The following is a 15425-nucleotide window of genomic DNA, read 5'->3' as shown; positions in this document are numbered from 1 at the left end:
GGAGTCTTGCCACTCGCGCTTCCTCTTCCTATACATATCCCACATGTCAAAACTCTGGCGTATTCTCATTTGGTTGGCCATTTCTGTACTGGGTGCAGTGGCCGTGGCGGTGTCAGCTTTCCAGCAAGGAGAGCCGGTAAATGCGCTGTGGCTGGTCGTGGCCGGGGTTTGCGCCTTTGCGGTGAGCTACCGGTTCTACAGCGCCTGGCTGATGGCCAAGGTGCTCGTTTTGGATGATCATCGGGCTCCTCCTGCGGTGACGAAGGCCGATGGCAAAGACTTTGTCCCCACCAACAAGTGGGTGGTGTTCGGTCACCACTTCGCGGCGATTGCCGGTCCTGGCCCGCTGGTGGGTCCGGTGCTTGCCGCGCAATTCGGCTACCTTCCTGGCACCCTCTGGATTCTGATCGGGGCCACGCTCGGCGGTGGTGTGCATGACGCGGTGGTCTTGTTCAGCTCGATGCGCCGCGAGGGCAAGTCACTCGGCCAGATGCTCAAGGATGAGATCAACCCGTTCATTGGTCTGGTGGCGATGATCAGTCTGCTGGCGATCATGGTTATCATCCTCGCCGTACTCGGCTTGGTGGTGGTGAAGGCGCTCGCCCACAGCCCTTGGGGTCTGTTCACCATCGCAATGACCATTCCTCTGGCCATGATCATGGGCCTGGCCATCCGGGCGGGCATGAAGGTCGGGACGGTTTCCGCATTCGGGGTGATTGGCCTGCTCGGGTGCGTGTGGGGTGGACGCCTTCTCACGCCGGAAATGAACGCCATGCTGACCTGGAGCGATACTTCGCTGGCCTGGGCGATCATGATTTACGGTTTCTGCGCCTCGGTGCTTCCGGTCTGGCTGCTCCTCGCTCCGCGTGACTACCTCAGCACCTTCATGAAGCTGGGCACGGTGGCTCTTCTGGGCATCTTCATCGTGCTGGTGGCGCCACCCCTGCACATGCCGCCGGTGACGAAGTTTGTGAACGGAGGCGGCTGGGTGGTGCCGGGCACGGTGTTCCCGTTTGTCTGTATCACGATTGCCTGCGGGGCCATCTCCGGATTCCACTCCCTTATTTCCTCGGGCACCACGCCCAAGCTGATGAGCCGGGAGAAGGAGATTCGCATGGTTGGTTACGGTGCCATGGTGACGGAAATGCTCGTCGCCCTGATGGCGATCATCGCCGCCTGCGCGCTCCAGCCCGGCCAGTACTTCGCCATTAACACGCCTGCCAACTACGCCAAGCCCGAGACCATGGTGGCTGCCGTGCAGAAGGTGAACGATGCCGGCTTCCCCGTGACCATGAAGGAGATGGAAGACCTCTCCCGGGACATGGGCGAACCCACGCTGATCGGGAAAGTGGGGGCGGCTCCGACCTTCGCCGTCGGCATGGCCGCCATGTTTGACCAGGTGTTCAAGAAGTTCAACATGGGCCACGGGCTGCTGGATCTCTGGTACCACTTCGCCATCATGTTTGAGGCGCTGTTCATCCTGACGACCCTGGATGCAGGGACCCGGGTGGGAAGATTCATTCTGCAGGACTTGCTGGGGACATTCTATAAACCGCTGGGGGACACGAGTTCCTGGCTGGGCAACATTGTGGCCAGTGCGGCGCTGGTGGCAGCCTGGGGTTATTTCCTGTACAACGGTGCCATCGATCCCTACGGCATTGCCAAGAGCCTCTGGCCAATCTTCGGGATTGCGAATCAGCTCCTGTCAGTGATCGCGTTCTGCCTGGGCACGACGATCATTATCAAGATGGGCCGCGCCAAGTACGCCTGGTGCACGCTGGTGCCGCTGGTGTTCCTGCTCTGCGTCACCTTCAGCGCTGGCTACCTGAAGATCTTCTCCCCGCAGGCGGCGGGATTCCTGCCTGAGGTGGTGAAGCAGGAGGCGATTCTCGCTGCGGGTGTCATCCACAATGTCCCGCTGACCGCAGCGCAGATCAAGGAAGCGCAGACCGCTGTCTTCAACGCCAAGGTGGACATCGGGATCACCTCGATGTTCTTGATCTTCGTCACGACGATCGTGATCGGTTGCGTGCTGGAGTGGGTGAAGATCCTTCGCGGGTTGAAGCCTTCCGTGCTCAAGGAAGGTCCGTATGTCCGGCTTCCGGACGCGGTGTGAGCGCGCTGAACTGAGTTCCAATAAGAAAGGGCGGTCTTCACGACCGCCCTTTTTTGTGCAGTGGATAGTCTCCTGAACCGCCGCCTATTAACCGGGAGGCCAGGTCAGATCGCGGCCCGCCAGCAGGTGGACATGCATGTGGGGCACGGTCTCTCCAGCGTCGCGCCCGTGGTTGATCACCAGACGGAAACCCTTGTCTGTGGGATTGACGCCCAGCTGGGCGGCGATCTTGCCAGCGGCAAGGAGTAGGGCTCCCAGCGTGGCCTGATCCGCTGGGACGGCGTCACCCACACGGGGAATGACCGTCTTGGGGATCACCAGCACATGGACGGGTGCCTGAGGGTTGATGTCCTTGATCGCGAAGCAGTCGTCGTCTTCGTAGATGATGGTGGCGGGAATCTCGCGGGCCAGAATCTTTTGGAACAGCGTCATGTCTGCCATTGGAGCAGGGAAGGGACGGTCTCGCACCTACATTTTGCGGAAGAGCTCCGGTTGCTTCACGTCACGTGGCACCCGGGTTTCCAGGGAGTTGATTTCACTGATGAACTCACCCAGTTCCTGGAACTCGCGGTAGATGGAGGCATACCGCACGTAGGAGATGTGGTCGATGGCCTCCAGGTGCTGCATCACCTTCACGCCAAGCACGCGGGAGGGGACCTCACGGTAACCGGCGGCGCTGATCTCCGTGATGATACCGTCGGCGGCGTGCTCCAGCAGCTCAATGCCGACGGGTCGCTTACCGCAGGCCTTCTTCATGCTGTCGATCAGCTTGTCCCGGCTGAAAGGCTGTCGCGATTCGTTGCGCTTGATGACCCGCAATTCTTCGTGCTCCACCTGCTCATAGGTGGTGAAGCGATGGTTGCAGGAAAGACACTCCCTGCGACGGCGCACCGAGCTACCATCTTTCGCTTCACGCGAATCGATGACTTTGTCTTCGAGAGTTCCGCACTTGGGGCAGCGCATAAGGGTTCGTTTCTCCGGAGTGTGTCATGGGGAATGACGGGCGCAAATGGATTCGTCAACGCTGGGCTATCCTTTGGGTGAACTTACCGATGATTTCTGTGACATCTTCGTGTCTTGCCAGCGCCTGGGTCCAAGCCGGTGGGATGGATTCTACGCCGTAAACCAGTCCCGCCAGGGCACCCGCTACGCAGCCGGTGGTGTCCGTGTCTTCCCCCAAGTTCACGGCGTGCAGGACGCATTCCTCAAAACTCTGACTCTTGAGCAGCGTCCAGACCGCCGCCTCTAGGGTGTGCACGCAGTAGCCGCTGCTGGGCACCTCCGCCTCGCCCATCTGCGGAAGCACATCGGGATGCATCTGGTGCAGAGCGGGCCACTCCTTGTGAAACTCCTCGTCCGTGGAGTAGAGCGCCTCGGCCTGTGACCAGGCCTGCTTGAGGGCTTCGAGAGGCGAGAGTTGCTGGTAGAGGCCCCGCACCATCAGGGTGAAAAATCCGCAAACCAGCTGAGAGCGCAGGTGGGCGTGGGTGATGATCGAGGCCAGATGCGAGGAGGCGATGGCTTCCTCTGGAGTGGTATTGCACACCCAGAGTGAGACGGGGGTCAGGCGCATGAGTGAGCCGTTCCCGTTGTCGAACTCCTCCCGGCCACCACAGCGGGCGAGAGGGCGCCCCTCGGCAAACCGCGCCAGGGCCTGACGGGTGGCAATGCCCAGATCAAACACTTCCCCGTAGGGCGTCCAGTAGCCGCGGCGCAGCCAGCGCAGGAAGCGTTCCGCCATGTCCTGGGCCACCAGATGATTGCATTCCAGGAGCGACTCCAGCGTGCAGAAGATCAGGGAGGAATCGTCCGACCAGGTGCCGGGGGGCTGATGGTGGGTACCATTGCCCGTCATGGTCACGACCGGATGCAGGGCCAGTTCTGCACGGCTGCGGAACTCAACCGGTACTCCCAAGGCGTCTCCCACCACGGCTCCCCACAAGGAGCCCGCAATTTGACTTTCCAACCCTGGCGTCTTCTCCATCATGTTCTTATGATCGTACCAGGATGCCAGTTTGCGAGTGACAACACCGCAGGAATTTGTCCCGAGGCTTGGGAAGCGCTCCAAGAGGCTAATGAAGGGCATCAGCCATCGTATGGGGACGATCACCTGACCCGGGAGGCCTGCGATGCTTTCCGTGAACTGTTTGAGACGGACTGCGACGTGTACTTCGTTTTCACTGGCACGGCCGCGAACTCGCTCTCTCTGGCCTCTCTTTGCCAGAGCTACCACAGCGTGATCGCCCATCAGGTTGCCCACGTGGAAACCGACGAATGCGGGGCTCCGGAGTTCTTCTCCAACGGGTCGAAGATCCTCCTGGCCCAGGGTGAAATGGGGAAGTGTCACCCCGCTGACGTGTCCCGGCTCATCACCCACCGGCAGGATTTGCACTATCCCAAGGCGAGGGCGCTCAGTGTCAGCCAGAGCACCGAGTTTGGCACAGTGTACCGGCAGGAGGAACTGAAGGAACTATGGGGCGTCACTCGCAGCAAGGGGGTGTCCATTCACATGGATGGCGCGCGATTCTCCAACGCAGTGGCGTCTTTGAACTGTGCCCCGGCCGACGTCACCTGGCGGGCGGGAGTGGACGTGCTGTGCTTTGGCGGCACTAAGAACGGCATGGCGATGACGGAGGCGGTGGTCTTCTTCGACAAGAACCTGAGCCGTGACTTTGCGTGGCGCTGCAAGCAGGCCGGGCAGCTGGCCAGCAAGATGAGATTCATCTCTGCCCAATGGCGTCGCCTGATCAAGGGCGGGGTCTGGTTGAACTATGGGCGGCAAGCCAATGGGCATGCCCAGACGCTGGCGGAAGGGCTGCGGAAGATTGAAGGGGTGCAGATTCTCCACCCGGTGGAGGCGAATGCTGTGTTCGCCAAGCTGCCAGAGGCGGTGGATCAGAAGCTCAAGAAGGCCGGATGGAAGTACTACAGCTTCATCGGTGGCGGAGCGCGGTTCATGTGCTCGTGGAAGACCACGGCGGCAGAAGTCGAGGCAGTGTTGCGCGATGCGGCCTGATGCCGGCAGCCTCAGCGGGCAAAGCGACCGTAGTTGGCCAGTGACAGCACATTGCCGGCCGCTTCATCCACCAGGCTGAGTTCGCCAATCTCGATATCAGGAGAGGGGAGGGCAAAGACCTGTCGCAACAGATTGTGCACGGAGTAGGCGGAGATGGAGAGGTTATACAGAGTCAGGATGAAAAGGGCATTCTTCTCCCGCAGGAGGGCCTTGCAGGTGGTGAGGAGCTCGTGCAGTTGCTCTTCGGCCTTCCAGATCTGGCCCTTGGGTCCCTTGCCATAGCTGGGAGGGTCGAGCAGGATCCCGGCGTACTGGTTCCCGCGGCGCACTTCCCGTTGCACGAAGGCGAAGGCGTCATCCAGCATCCACCGGACGGTGCTGCTGTGGGCGGTCTTGGGATTCAGTTCAAGGTTTTCCCTCGCCCAGTCTAGAGACGGCCTGGAGGCATCCACATGCACCACCTCTGCCCCGGCGGCCGCGGCCATCACGGAGGCGATGCCTGTGTAGCCGAAGAGGTTCAGCACCTTGGGTTTGGGATCTCTCATGGCCCGGATCTTCTGCTGAAGCCAGAGCCACTGGGGGGCCATCTCCGGAAACGCACCCACATGGCGAGAGCCGGGAGTGAGCCGGAGACGAACCTGCAGATCCTGAAGCGGCAGGGTCCAGGAGGTTTCCTTCCCGCCGACTGTGACGCCCGTCTTCGCATCCAGTTGGTTGATGGCTTTCTGCCACTCTGACTTGGGCAGGGTGGGTTTCCACCAGGCCTTGGGTTCATCCCTTTGAATGATGTGGGAGCCCCATTGCTCCAGCTTTCTGCCTGCCCCCGTGTCCAGCAACCGGTAGGCGGGCCACTGGGCGGTGAGCAACTGGTGCGGAGGAGGGGACGTGCTGGCAGACTTCATTCCTGGGAAATTGAGCTTTCCAGCAGAAGCCAGTCTGCTGCAATGTCAATGAAGATTGGCTCATGCGGTCTTGATCTGGTAGGAAGTTGATCTACACCTGTGCCCTGCCACCGCATGAAGCTTCTTGTTACCGCGGATCTGCATTACAATCTGAAGCAGTTCGACTGGCTGCTGCGCCAGGTGGCTGAGGTGGACGCTATGGTCCTCGCGGGTGATTTTCTGGACATCGGCTCGTACGTCAGTGTGGATGTGCAGAGTCAGGTGGTGGAGAAGTACCTCTCCAGACTCGTGCGGGAGACCCGGGTGCTGGCCTCTTCCGGCAACCACGATGTGGATCAGCCGGAAGAAGGTGCTCCGTATGCGGCCGCGTGGATGCAGGATCTGCGTGACTCGGGGATTGAGGTGGATGGTGATACGGTGACTCTACAGGACGTGACCGTGAGCATCTGCCCTTGGACTCTGCATCCCGATCAACAAGAGGCGGCGCTTGCCAAGTTGCGCCAAGCGAATGCAAATCGGCAGGGTACGTGGATCTGGGTCCATCATGGCCCGCCGGAACCCACGCCGCTGAGCTGGACGGGCAAGGTGCATTTTGGCTCTCCTGAACTGCAGGGATGGATCGAGGAATTAAAGCCTGATCTGGTATTCTGCGGTCACGTCCACCAAGCACCGTTTCAGGCAGAAGGGGCCTGGCAGGCCAGGGTGGGGCCGGCACTTGCCTTCAATGCAGGTTACGAGATGTCTTCCACGCCACCGCATCTCTGGGTGGATCTGGAGAACCGGACCGTGCGCTGGTGCAGCAGTGAAGGGGCGGAGACGGTGGTGTATTAGGGCAGGCAGGTGAAAGCATTGCATTGCGGGCGAACCCGGCCAGGCGGTGCTCGATTAGTGGAGCATCGAAAACAAATCCATCACAAGCGGGAACACCGCGATTGGCTCCGACGCGCAGCGCCCTGATGAGAATCAGCCCATTCGATGAAACAACGGCCACCATCCCTGATTGCCGAAGGCCAGGCTGTCGATCTCATCTTGAACGCATTGCCGTTCGAAGTTCCGCAGTTGCCAAACGGGCTATAACAAATCCAGCACATTTTCTGATGTTGACATAGCTAATGAATCTCAATATCAGATGATCGATTCGAAAAACTGCCACATGCAATCGAAACGATCGATCGGCGATGGCATCGCAAGAACCACCAAACATAAAAGAAGGAGATTTCGTAGATGAGAGTTTGTGTTGTTGGAGCAGGTCCGTGTGGACTGACTACGGTCAAACAGCTACGCGATGAGGGACACGAGGTCGTTTGCTACGACAAGAACTCCGGCCTCGGCGGGATCTGGCTCCGTGATGGGGACGACGGCACGAAGACGAAGGCGTTCGATCACCTGAAGCTGACCATCTCCATGCGGTTGATGGCCTTCTCGGACTTTCCCTTCAAGGGCGGCCGCAAATTCTATTCCCGGCAGGAGTACTTCGATTACCTGACCGAATACGCCAACCGCTTTGGTCTTTTGGGCAGCATTCGCTCCCACACGGAGGTCACTGATGTGAAGAAGACCGCGCAAGGTTATGTCGTCACATCCCGTTGCCACGGAGTCGAGTCCAGTGAGAACTTTGACGCGGTTGCGATGTGCTCTGGCCCATTCAAGACGCCCCAACGCCAGTTCCCGGAGTTGGCCAACTTCACCGGCGAGATCGTGCACTCCGCGGGGTATCGCAACGCCGAGCGCTTCCGTGGGAAACGTGTACTGATCGTCGGTCTGGCCGAGTCCGGGGCCGACATCGTGAGGGAGATCGGCGAGACCGCCGCCAAGACCACCCTGGCCATTCGTTCCTATACTTTCCTGCTGGCGAGGATCGTGGATGATCACCGCAGCACCGACAGCCGCACCGTGCGCGCGCATCACCATGAGATGTACGATCGCGCCACTAAACGCCCGGTGCCTTACAAGACTTTCTGGGGCGGTAGCCGGCTGGCCAAGACGGCATTCGGTGCCGTGTCCGTGGGCCTGGGGCTGATCTCGTCGATTGGGGGTATCATGCAGGCGCTGCGTGAGCGGATCAAACCGCGTACCTACGCGGACGTCAACCTGCTGGGTGAGCCCATGGTGCCCTACAAGATGGACGTGGGCTGTGAGGAGGAGAAAGCGAACTGGGACCTGATCAAGCAGTGGAACGAGAAGTCCCACCCGGAAGGCAGCTGGAGCCCCCGCGGCATCTTCTGCAAGAACGTCAGCTTCATCCCGAGCATTGTGAACGGCAAGGTGGTGGTGAATGACACCGGGCTGGCCGGTTCCGAGGGGGCCACTGTCCACTTCAAGGACGGTGCCTCAGCCGAGTACGACGCGGTGGTGCTGTGCACTGGCTACGAGCGCGATCTGACGTTGGGTGACCTGAGCATCGAAGAAGGCAACGTCCGCAACCTCTACCGGCACTTCCTGCATCCCGGTCATGATGGCAAGGTCGCCTTCATCGGCTTCCTTCGTCCGTTCTCGGGCGGCATCCCGATCTGCGCGGAAATGCAGGCCCGTTACTTCGCACGGGTGCTCAGCGGGAAGCTGCAGCCGCCTAAAAACCTTTCCGAGATTATTGCCGAGGAGAAGAGCTGGGAGGAGTACTGGACCGAGCTAAGCCCCCGGCACACAGAATCCCACCCTTCCCAAGTTCTATACCTTGATGCGCTCGCGCGGGAGATCGGCTGCCTCTTGCCGCTTCGCAAGTTGTTCCTCAACCCCAAGTTGTTTGTCCAGGTCTGGTTCGGAAGCTTCAACCCCTCAGCCTATCGCATCGTGGGGCCGCACAGCTTCCCCAAGGCGGCCCTGGCTGACCTGTATTCTGAGCCCGTCGAGGACCGTGGGAACATGTGCTACCACATGTCGGTGCTGCGGATGATGCCCACATCGGTGCATCCAAAACATATGATGCCCTAGTGACAGCCTCAGGAAATCTCCAGCACATGACACCTCTCACACGCAACGGCTCGGCCGAGGTCCAAAACGGTCGGCGCTACATCGATACGCTCTGCAGGCATTGGGCGCGCAAGTTCGCCATCCAACTCGATGACGAAGGTGCCAAGGTCGTCTTTCCAAAAGAAGATGATGACCCCGACTATCCAGAGGATGCCATCGCGATCCTCCGCGCGACAGAGTCCCGGCTTGACGTCCAGCTCACAGCGTTCACGCTCACCCAGCTCGACGCCTACTGGGGCGCGATTGACAGCCACCTTGACCGCTTCGCAGCTCGCGAGGGCGGCCTCCGCTTGGTTCCGGAAACAACCTGAAGCTTGCGCAGGGCAGGGGCGCTGCGGGGTGCAGGGGTGGCAATCTGCCCCTGAGGCCTCGCCGCGCCCCATGCGCCTGTATCCATTGGCATGTCTGCCCATTTCTTTCTCGTGATCACGGGCTTCCTGGCCGTGCCCGCTTTGGTCGGCAGGTTGCCGCTCGTGAGCAAGGTGCTGCCTCTCGTGTTCATCCAGCTCCTATTTGGCGTGGCTCTACAGCTCAGCGGCGGCCAGGCCTGGCTGTCCGCGCAGGGTGTGGAGCTGCTCGACGGTCCGCTGGCTTCATCAGTGCAGGGCATTGGATGGCTGGGAGTGGTCCTCCTGGTGGCTCTTTCCAGTGTGCATGCGAAGCCGGAGGGTGGTGAAGCCCCACTGCGCTTTGTCGCCATTAGCGTCGCGGGTTTCGGCGTCACCCTGCTCGTTGGTGGGCTCTTGGGATGGTTCCTCGTCCAGGCACAGCCGCAGCTCGCTGGCGAGCGTGGCACCCCTATGCTGTTCGGCGCGGCGGTGGGCATCTGTCTGGCCGTGACGGCCATGCCGGTGCTGGTGGCGATCCTCAAGGAGACCGGACTTCAGGAGACCCGCGTGGGCAGGCTCGCTCTGATGAGCGCGTTGCTTGACGACCTTTGGCTCTGGCTGGGGCTTATCACAGTGCTGTCGCTGGCGGGTGTGCGCTCGGGCAGTGCGTTTGGCACGCTGCTGCCGGTAGCGGCGTTTGCGCTGGCCATGGCCTTTGTGGGCAGGCCCTTGCTCGATCTCCTCTACCGGAAGGTGGATCGCGTACACGATGGCGCGCTGCTGGGCGTGTGCGTGATTCTTCTATCCGCCGCGGTGACAGACATGCTCGGGGTTCACGCGATGCTGGGAGCTTTCATCGGCGGGGCCATCCTGCCGCAGCGGGCCTTGCTGCAGTGGGGCTCCGACGTCTCGGAGACCATCAAATGGTTGCTTATCCCGGTCTTCTTCGTCTCGACCGGGCTGCGGCTGCACATCGAATGGGGGGATACGCGGTTCTGGGGGCTGGTGGCGCTGTTCTCCTTTACCGCCATGGCAACGAAGATGCTGGTGGTGGCCTGCACGGCGAGGTTGGGCGGACTCGCCTGGTCGCGATCTTTCCTGCTCGGCACCCTCATGCAGTGCAAGGGGCTGATGGAGTTGGTCGCGATCAACATCCTGCTTGAGGCGCGTATCATCTCCGTGGAGATCTATTCCGCCCTGGTGGTGATGGCGTTGTTCAGCACCTTCATGACTGCGCCGCTGCTCCGGCTGTGGCGAGGTGGGAATGAATAGCATGTATCGAGATCCGGACACAGTTGCCACGGCAAGAAACACAGCCAGAGGATGCCCATAACGAATTCAGGTGGCGTTGGCTCTAGCGCCTTGTTGGGCTGTTTGGGGTTCACAGTGCTTTCTCAAGCAGAGGAAGAAATCGTTCCTGCCCGTCCATGTCTGCTTGCCTACGACCGTAGATTCTCGCGCCCATTCGCATGTAGAACTCCACAGCGTGAGGATCACCTTCAATCGTCAAGTGAGTCGCCCCGACTTTCCGTGCGTGGTTCTCGGCGTGTTCGAATAACGCGCGCCCCACGCCTTTTTTCATCGATGCCGGCAAAACCCACAAATGGTCCAAGAACGCTTCGACACCGTTAATCTGCAATGCGCAGAACCCGACGATTTCACTTTCAGTGTTGGCGATGAACGTTGGATGCTCAGCGATATACTCCGAAGTGACGGTAAGTGCGTTCTTCCACTGCTGCATCCAGGTTGATGGGTAGCCCCAGTGACGTTTCGCCGCGATGGCAATTCTCGTCAACGCTTCGGCGTCTTTGGCGCGTGCTCTCGCGATGTTCATATTTTGCCCAACTTCAAGGATCAGGCACCGGCGGAACGCTGGTTGCCTGCATCCGCTTGTTCGCTGTTGGTTGAGTTATGCGACTGTTTAGCCACTGTGTTACCAATATAGTGCAGCATCGGAATCTACATGCTCAATTTTAAAATCACGGAAGAGCTGAGGACGGCAAGAGCATGTTGCCAACCGAAGGTATCGGGCCGAGTGCAAGGGGGCGGGGTGATCGTGAAGTGACATCTCGCCTGTGCCATCACGCCCGGTTCGCCCCCTCTTTCAGAGGCACGCCGCCAGTATGAACAGCAACAGGGACAGCACCGTCAGCACCCAGCCAAAGAACCCGAACTCCACCGTGATGCAGCATCGTGAGGGCAGAGCGGGGTCATGCCGGACCGTGATGGATGTTCCCTGGGGATAGCGGTCAAGGATGCGCTGCGCCCATCGCTTGCTTCCGCCGACATGCGCCCCATGCAGATACACACTGCCAAGGTGCTCCGTGCAGTCAACGAGGTAGCTGTAACGGATGACCGGCCGATGGGATCTGGCCGGACTCCTCGGAAAGTTCATCTGCCTCATCCCGGTGGAGAGCACCACGCCCGGGACGCGTTGCCAGCGGCGCACCTTTAGGAAATTACGCGCCATGATCACCACAGGTGTCGCAACCACCGCTGCAGCGCAAAGAGCGAGGAGATTCATTACGAGGAAGATGGGCCGTGCAGGGCACCTGCCGGATCGAGCAACGAGAACCACCATCGCTCAGTGAGAGAGCAGTGTTGGCTCAGTGCTTCAATCCTGACCGACGGGCTCCCTAGTGTCAATTTCACCGGACGGAAAGGTGCGAGACGGCGGTTCCGGAAGCAGCAGCTTCTGCTTTCGTGACTGCTTGCCAAGGAACCTCCGGGGGCTGACGTGGAGGTATTGATGTCGGTGGGGAGGAATCGGATGCTGTCGGCTTTTCCACCTGACCATCTCGTGTGACGGCACCCAAGGTTGACTCGTCCCGCAGAGCGCATGTGCGTCAGGTTAAGGAAGTGGCGGGCAACTGACTCCACCGCTTGGCAAGACCGGACGGCCACAAGGAGCGGCGGTTTGTGCTTGCACAACCGCCGACGGAAAACGGAGTGCTCGATCGCCAAACAGCCACCACGTTATGTGGTCTTGTCGCTGCCTTGTTGTTTGGAAGCATGCTTCCTCCGGCAACCACCGGCGGTTGTGCAAGCACAAACCGTCGCTCCTTGGACCCTTTGGCGTCACGGCCTTGAATCGGCGAATGAACGCATCAGACTCTTATCCTGACGCGCATGCACAGAGCGGGACTGGTCCAACCTTGGGCTGTGCTACAGATCTCATACTGGGATCAACTTCGGTCTGAGACAGGTCGCTCGAGGTGGTTTCTTGGCAGCCACCCCAACTGCGCACGGTTGGTCAGTTCTCCTCACTTGACGAGTTCGGCTTCGAGGAACTTCTGGACTGAGGGGAAGAGTTTCGTTTCGTCGTGGTAGGCGCCGGGGACGACGTCCATGGCGACCGGGATGCCGTGCTGCTCATAGTTCTTCTTGAGAGTGGCAAGGCGCTCGATGCGGTTTTTTCCAGTCGTGTTGTAGTCGGCTCCTTTCACGCCTTCACCCATCCAGTATTCGGAATCGCGGGTGATGGGTTCGTTCCATTCATCTGTGTCTTCAGCGCCGACGACCATGTGGACGCTTACGCGGCGCATGGCGGCGAGGTTTAGCTTCACGTTAAAGCGCCTGTAGAGGTCCCGCGTGCCGATCCACCAGTCGGCGGTGTTGTCAATAAGGGTGACCAAGCCGGGCGCTGCGATGGAAACGGCACGGAGGCGATGGGGATGGAGATAGAAGAAGCGGTGAGTGAAGTGGCCACCGCCGGAGAACCCATGCATGAAGAAGGTGTTCCCCGTGAGACGGTATTTCGAGGCCGCTTCATCGACCATGCTGAGGAGGACAAGATCGTAACGAGTGCCCTTGTAGTCGATGAGCTTGTAGTTCTCCAGATCCTGGCGGCCGTGGGTGTTGAGGGGGAAGAGCGGGGCGAGGAGGATGACACGGTTCTTATCGGCGAACTCCCGCATGTGCTCGACGTAAACATCGGGACGGCGCTCGGTGCCGTGGACGAGGACAAGGAGTTGGCAGGTTTCTGTGCCGTTCTCCTGGTAGCCCTTGGGAATGTAGAGCATGAAGGAGAAGCGGGGATCCAGCTGGCTGGCGATGTAGGGAGTCACCCCCTTGTCATGCCAGCCAAACTCCCTCACCTGCGCAGAGGCAAGGGTGAAGGTGGAAACGAACAAGACGGTGACTAACAAGAAGCTGGATCTTAGCAAAGCATTCATGTTCCTTTAAAAAGGATCCCGGGAGGGGGCTTCTCGGTTCTTCATGACAAGACGAACCAACTCGGGGCGCCAGGAGACCGGGTCAAACTGCTCCCGCCATCTCCAATGCAAGTGTTTCCGCCCCTGCGAATCCTCGCGCCAGCGGATTGGCAATCGGTACATAAACGGCGAGTTCGCATTCGGACTCGATTTCATCCCGGTCCTCAATGCGGGTGAGCAGGTTGGCCTTGCAGGGCAGGGAGTCGCTTTGCAAGAGGATGTCGATGAGCGTGGCACCGGGGCCGTCCATGGTGGCGCGCAGGGCCGCGAGTTTGGCTTCGACGCGGCAGAGAAGGTCCTGCTCGTTGATCAAGCCATCCGCACCAAAGCGGTGAACGATGGCAAAGAGGTGGTTGAAGATGAGATAATAGCCGAGGCCGTTGCAGACGATCTCGTCGGGTTCGAAGACTTTGGGAAGGTCGTTAAGTTCGGGAACTAGATCGACGAGGGCCTCGCGATGGCTGTCGGCCAGGGCGATGCCCTGGATGTCGCGGTAGTAGGAGGCCTCGGGTATTCCGTCGCCAGCAAAGCCGAGGACGACATTCTGCTGGTGCGCTTCGAGGCCGATGCCGTGGCGCTCGTAGATACCTAGAACTGGGGCGATGGCGACGGTCCAATAGGCATCGAACCAGCGGCTTGCGGCGTGAGCGAGGGACAGGCCATGCCGCTCGGCTAGCTGCCAGACAAGGTCGAAGAGGCGTGAATGACCCGTGTCATCAAGGGGATCCTCAGTGAGGGCGGCGATGGAGTGGACGGCTTGGTGGCGACGCGAGTCGCGAAAGGGATTGGTGCGGAAGATGGCCTCGAAACCTGTTTCTTCCATGCCTGGAAGGTCAAGGCCCAGATAGGCGGGGTCTTCAAGGACGAAGAAGCCCGGAAACTCTTCCTCGACGCGGCATCTCCGCAGGAGCTTGCTGACCCAGACGCTGTCGCCGAGCTCGCTTTTGAGGTTAAGGCGGAGGGAGTTGGTGAGTTTGACTGGAATGGAGAGTTTGAGCATCCAGTCGAGGTCCGCGGAATAGACGGTGCGGACCGAGGAGGTCGGGGTGAAGTAAGGACCGAGTTCGCCGAGGGCGATCAATGACTCTGCGGCGAGCAATTCCCGAACGTGGGGCTGATGGTGAAGCCAGTGGGCCTGGAGCGGATGGATGGGAAGCAGGGAGTAGCCGGAGCCAGCGAGATCGGCGAGACGTTGCCGACCGGTTTCGTCGAGTCCGTGGCACGCGATTTCAAAGCCAAGGATCTCAGCGGGTGAGTCGAGAAGAGAGTCCTGGATAACAAGCTGGCGGCGGACGGCGAAGAATTGCAGCCGGAAATGCGCGTTGAGTTCGGGAGTGTAAACGGGGTGTTGCCAGGCATGCATGCCCTGGCGTGACTTGGGTGTGGGATGGAGCCAGTGGCCAGTGACAACGGCCTGCTCGGATTCGATGAAGGAGGTCTGATGTGCGGGATTTCCTAGACCCATGCCGGAGACTCGGTGGCTCAGGTAACGGTCCATGACCTGATGGCTTTCAACGACGCGGGAGAGCAGCTCGACGCGCTGGGGGCTGGCGGGATTTTTTGCGTAGATTTCGTCGATGAGCCGGAGCTGAACGGTAAGAGCGTCGAGCTTCCGCCAAGCGGATGAACCGGTAGGGCGTTCGTGGACTTCGGCGATGGCGTGTCGTCCGACGAGGGAACGGTAGCTGACGAAGAGGGCGAGGGTCGTGTCGCTGTGCGGAAGTGATAGCTCCACGACATCGCGGATCCCAGCTCTGGCGTCGAGTCCGAAGCGGGCGGCGAAGGATGCGGGGTCGTGCCAGAGACCCTCGTCAACTTCACGGAGGTAGCAGTTGCAGAAGGCCTGGAGCGAGGCGTCGGCGGCGGTGAGGTGCATGG

The 15425-nt window shown here is 60.2% G+C and carries 14 protein-coding genes; 6 read left to right on the top strand and 8 right to left on the bottom strand.

Annotated elements, in window-relative coordinates:
- Positions 1-43 precede the first annotated feature (43 nt).
- The gene (locus tag BV106_RS24445; protein ID WP_038169103.1) at positions 44-2116 is read left to right on the top strand and encodes a carbon starvation CstA family protein; all 2073 of its coding nucleotides are present in this window, start codon (positions 44-46) and stop codon (positions 2114-2116) included.
- 87 nt (positions 2117-2203) lie between these two features.
- Here the strand turns inward: BV106_RS24445 and BV106_RS24440 are convergent, their stop codons facing one another.
- From BV106_RS24440 to BV106_RS24430, 3 genes are read right to left on the bottom strand one after another with little or no spacing between them, the layout of a single operon-like run.
- The gene (locus tag BV106_RS24440) at positions 2204-2557 is read right to left on the bottom strand and encodes a histidine triad nucleotide-binding protein (RefSeq protein ID WP_038169102.1); all 354 of its coding nucleotides are present in this window, start codon (positions 2555-2557) and stop codon (positions 2204-2206) included.
- A gap of 27 nt (positions 2558-2584) precedes the next feature.
- On the bottom strand, positions 2585-3079 hold the full coding sequence (gene nrdR, locus BV106_RS24435; protein ID WP_038169101.1) for a transcriptional regulator NrdR: 495 nt from the start codon (positions 3077-3079) through the stop codon (positions 2585-2587).
- Between the two features lie 55 nt (positions 3080-3134).
- Complete coding sequence (locus tag BV106_RS24430; RefSeq protein WP_265596038.1) at positions 3135-4103, bottom strand: ADP-ribosylglycohydrolase family protein; 969 nt, start codon at positions 4101-4103, stop codon at positions 3135-3137.
- Between the two features lie 6 nt (positions 4104-4109).
- Here BV106_RS24430 and BV106_RS24425 point away from each other — a divergent pair, with 6 nt between their 5' ends.
- Positions 4110-5132: a low specificity L-threonine aldolase gene (locus BV106_RS24425; RefSeq protein WP_038169100.1), complete on the top strand. Its 1023-nt coding sequence runs from the start codon at positions 4110-4112 to the stop codon at positions 5130-5132.
- 11 nt (positions 5133-5143) lie between these two features.
- Here the strand turns inward: BV106_RS24425 and BV106_RS24420 are convergent, their stop codons facing one another.
- Positions 5144-6034 (bottom strand): class I SAM-dependent methyltransferase, encoded by an 891-nt coding sequence (locus BV106_RS24420; RefSeq protein WP_051946274.1) that lies wholly within the window; start codon positions 6032-6034, stop codon positions 5144-5146.
- 114 nt (positions 6035-6148) lie between these two features.
- Between BV106_RS24420 and BV106_RS24415 the strand changes: the two genes are divergently transcribed.
- The 4 genes from BV106_RS24415 (at position 6149) to BV106_RS24400 (ending at position 10605) form a co-directional block, all read left to right on the top strand.
- Complete coding sequence (locus tag BV106_RS24415) at positions 6149-6865, top strand: metallophosphoesterase (protein ID WP_051946273.1); 717 nt, start codon at positions 6149-6151, stop codon at positions 6863-6865.
- A gap of 393 nt (positions 6866-7258) precedes the next feature.
- A complete protein-coding gene (locus BV106_RS24410) occupies positions 7259-8965 on the top strand; it encodes an NAD(P)-binding domain-containing protein (protein WP_038169099.1) in 1707 nt (568 codons plus the stop codon).
- Between the two features lie 26 nt (positions 8966-8991).
- On the top strand, positions 8992-9315 hold the full coding sequence (locus tag BV106_RS24405) for a DUF2218 domain-containing protein (protein WP_038169098.1): 324 nt from the start codon (positions 8992-8994) through the stop codon (positions 9313-9315).
- Positions 9316-9405: 90 nt separating this feature from the next.
- Positions 9406-10605 carry a cation:proton antiporter gene (locus BV106_RS24400; RefSeq protein WP_051946272.1) on the top strand — a complete coding sequence of 400 codons (1200 nt, stop codon included), beginning with the start codon at positions 9406-9408 and terminating at the stop codon, positions 10603-10605.
- Between the two features lie 109 nt (positions 10606-10714).
- Here BV106_RS24400 and BV106_RS24395 read toward each other — a convergent pair whose 3' ends face one another.
- From BV106_RS24395 to BV106_RS24380, 4 genes are all read right to left on the bottom strand, one after another.
- Entirely contained in the window at positions 10715-11167 is a 453-nt protein-coding gene (locus tag BV106_RS24395; RefSeq protein ID WP_038169097.1) for a GNAT family N-acetyltransferase, read from the bottom strand.
- 270 nt (positions 11168-11437) lie between these two features.
- Entirely contained in the window at positions 11438-11857 is a 420-nt protein-coding gene (locus BV106_RS24390; RefSeq protein ID WP_038169096.1) for a DUF3592 domain-containing protein, read from the bottom strand.
- 739 nt (positions 11858-12596) lie between these two features.
- Positions 12597-13508: a hypothetical protein gene (locus BV106_RS24385; protein ID WP_265596037.1), complete on the bottom strand. Its 912-nt coding sequence runs from the start codon at positions 13506-13508 to the stop codon at positions 12597-12599.
- 82 nt (positions 13509-13590) lie between these two features.
- Positions 13591-15423 carry an IucA/IucC family protein gene (locus BV106_RS24380; RefSeq protein ID WP_051946270.1) on the bottom strand — a complete coding sequence of 611 codons (1833 nt, stop codon included), beginning with the start codon at positions 15421-15423 and terminating at the stop codon, positions 13591-13593.
- Positions 15424-15425 lie beyond the last annotated feature (2 nt).

Origin of the sequence: Verrucomicrobium sp. BvORR106, assembly GCF_000739655.1 — a bacterium.
In the GTDB taxonomy this organism is placed as follows: Bacteria; Verrucomicrobiota; Verrucomicrobiia; order Verrucomicrobiales; family Verrucomicrobiaceae; genus Verrucomicrobium.
Note: the sequence above shows the minus strand (reverse complement) of the source record. Positions and strands in the feature narration are given on the sequence as shown.

What these genes read in the sequence shown, in the direction of transcription:
- BV106_RS24420 (WP_051946274.1), bottom strand. Translation starts at nt 6,034, where the DNA reads ATGAAGTCTGCCAGCACGTCCCCTCCTCCGCACCAGTTGCTCACCGCC.
- BV106_RS24390 (WP_038169096.1), bottom strand. Translation starts at nt 11,857, where the DNA reads ATGAATCTCCTCGCTCTTTGCGCTGCAGCGGTGGTTGCGACACCTGTG.
- BV106_RS24430 (WP_265596038.1), bottom strand. Translation starts at nt 4,103, where the DNA reads ATGATGGAGAAGACGCCAGGGTTGGAAAGTCAAATTGCGGGCTCCTTG.
- BV106_RS24415 (WP_051946273.1), top strand. Translation starts at nt 6,149, where the DNA reads ATGAAGCTTCTTGTTACCGCGGATCTGCATTACAATCTGAAGCAGTTC.
- BV106_RS24425 (WP_038169100.1), top strand. Translation starts at nt 4,110, where the DNA reads ATGATCGTACCAGGATGCCAGTTTGCGAGTGACAACACCGCAGGAATT.
- BV106_RS24445 (WP_038169103.1), top strand. Translation starts at nt 44, where the DNA reads ATGTCAAAACTCTGGCGTATTCTCATTTGGTTGGCCATTTCTGTACTG.
- BV106_RS24440 (WP_038169102.1), bottom strand. Translation starts at nt 2,557, where the DNA reads ATGGCAGACATGACGCTGTTCCAAAAGATTCTGGCCCGCGAGATTCCC.
- BV106_RS24400 (WP_051946272.1), top strand. Translation starts at nt 9,406, where the DNA reads ATGTCTGCCCATTTCTTTCTCGTGATCACGGGCTTCCTGGCCGTGCCC.
- BV106_RS24385 (WP_265596037.1), bottom strand. Translation starts at nt 13,508, where the DNA reads ATGAATGCTTTGCTAAGATCCAGCTTCTTGTTAGTCACCGTCTTGTTC.
- BV106_RS24380 (WP_051946270.1), bottom strand. Translation starts at nt 15,423, where the DNA reads ATGCACCTCACCGCCGCCGACGCCTCGCTCCAGGCCTTCTGCAACTGC.
- BV106_RS24395 (WP_038169097.1), bottom strand. Translation starts at nt 11,167, where the DNA reads ATGAACATCGCGAGAGCACGCGCCAAAGACGCCGAAGCGTTGACGAGA.
- nrdR (WP_038169101.1), bottom strand. Translation starts at nt 3,079, where the DNA reads ATGCGCTGCCCCAAGTGCGGAACTCTCGAAGACAAAGTCATCGATTCG.
- BV106_RS24405 (WP_038169098.1), top strand. Translation starts at nt 8,992, where the DNA reads ATGACACCTCTCACACGCAACGGCTCGGCCGAGGTCCAAAACGGTCGG.
- BV106_RS24410 (WP_038169099.1), top strand. Translation starts at nt 7,259, where the DNA reads ATGAGAGTTTGTGTTGTTGGAGCAGGTCCGTGTGGACTGACTACGGTC.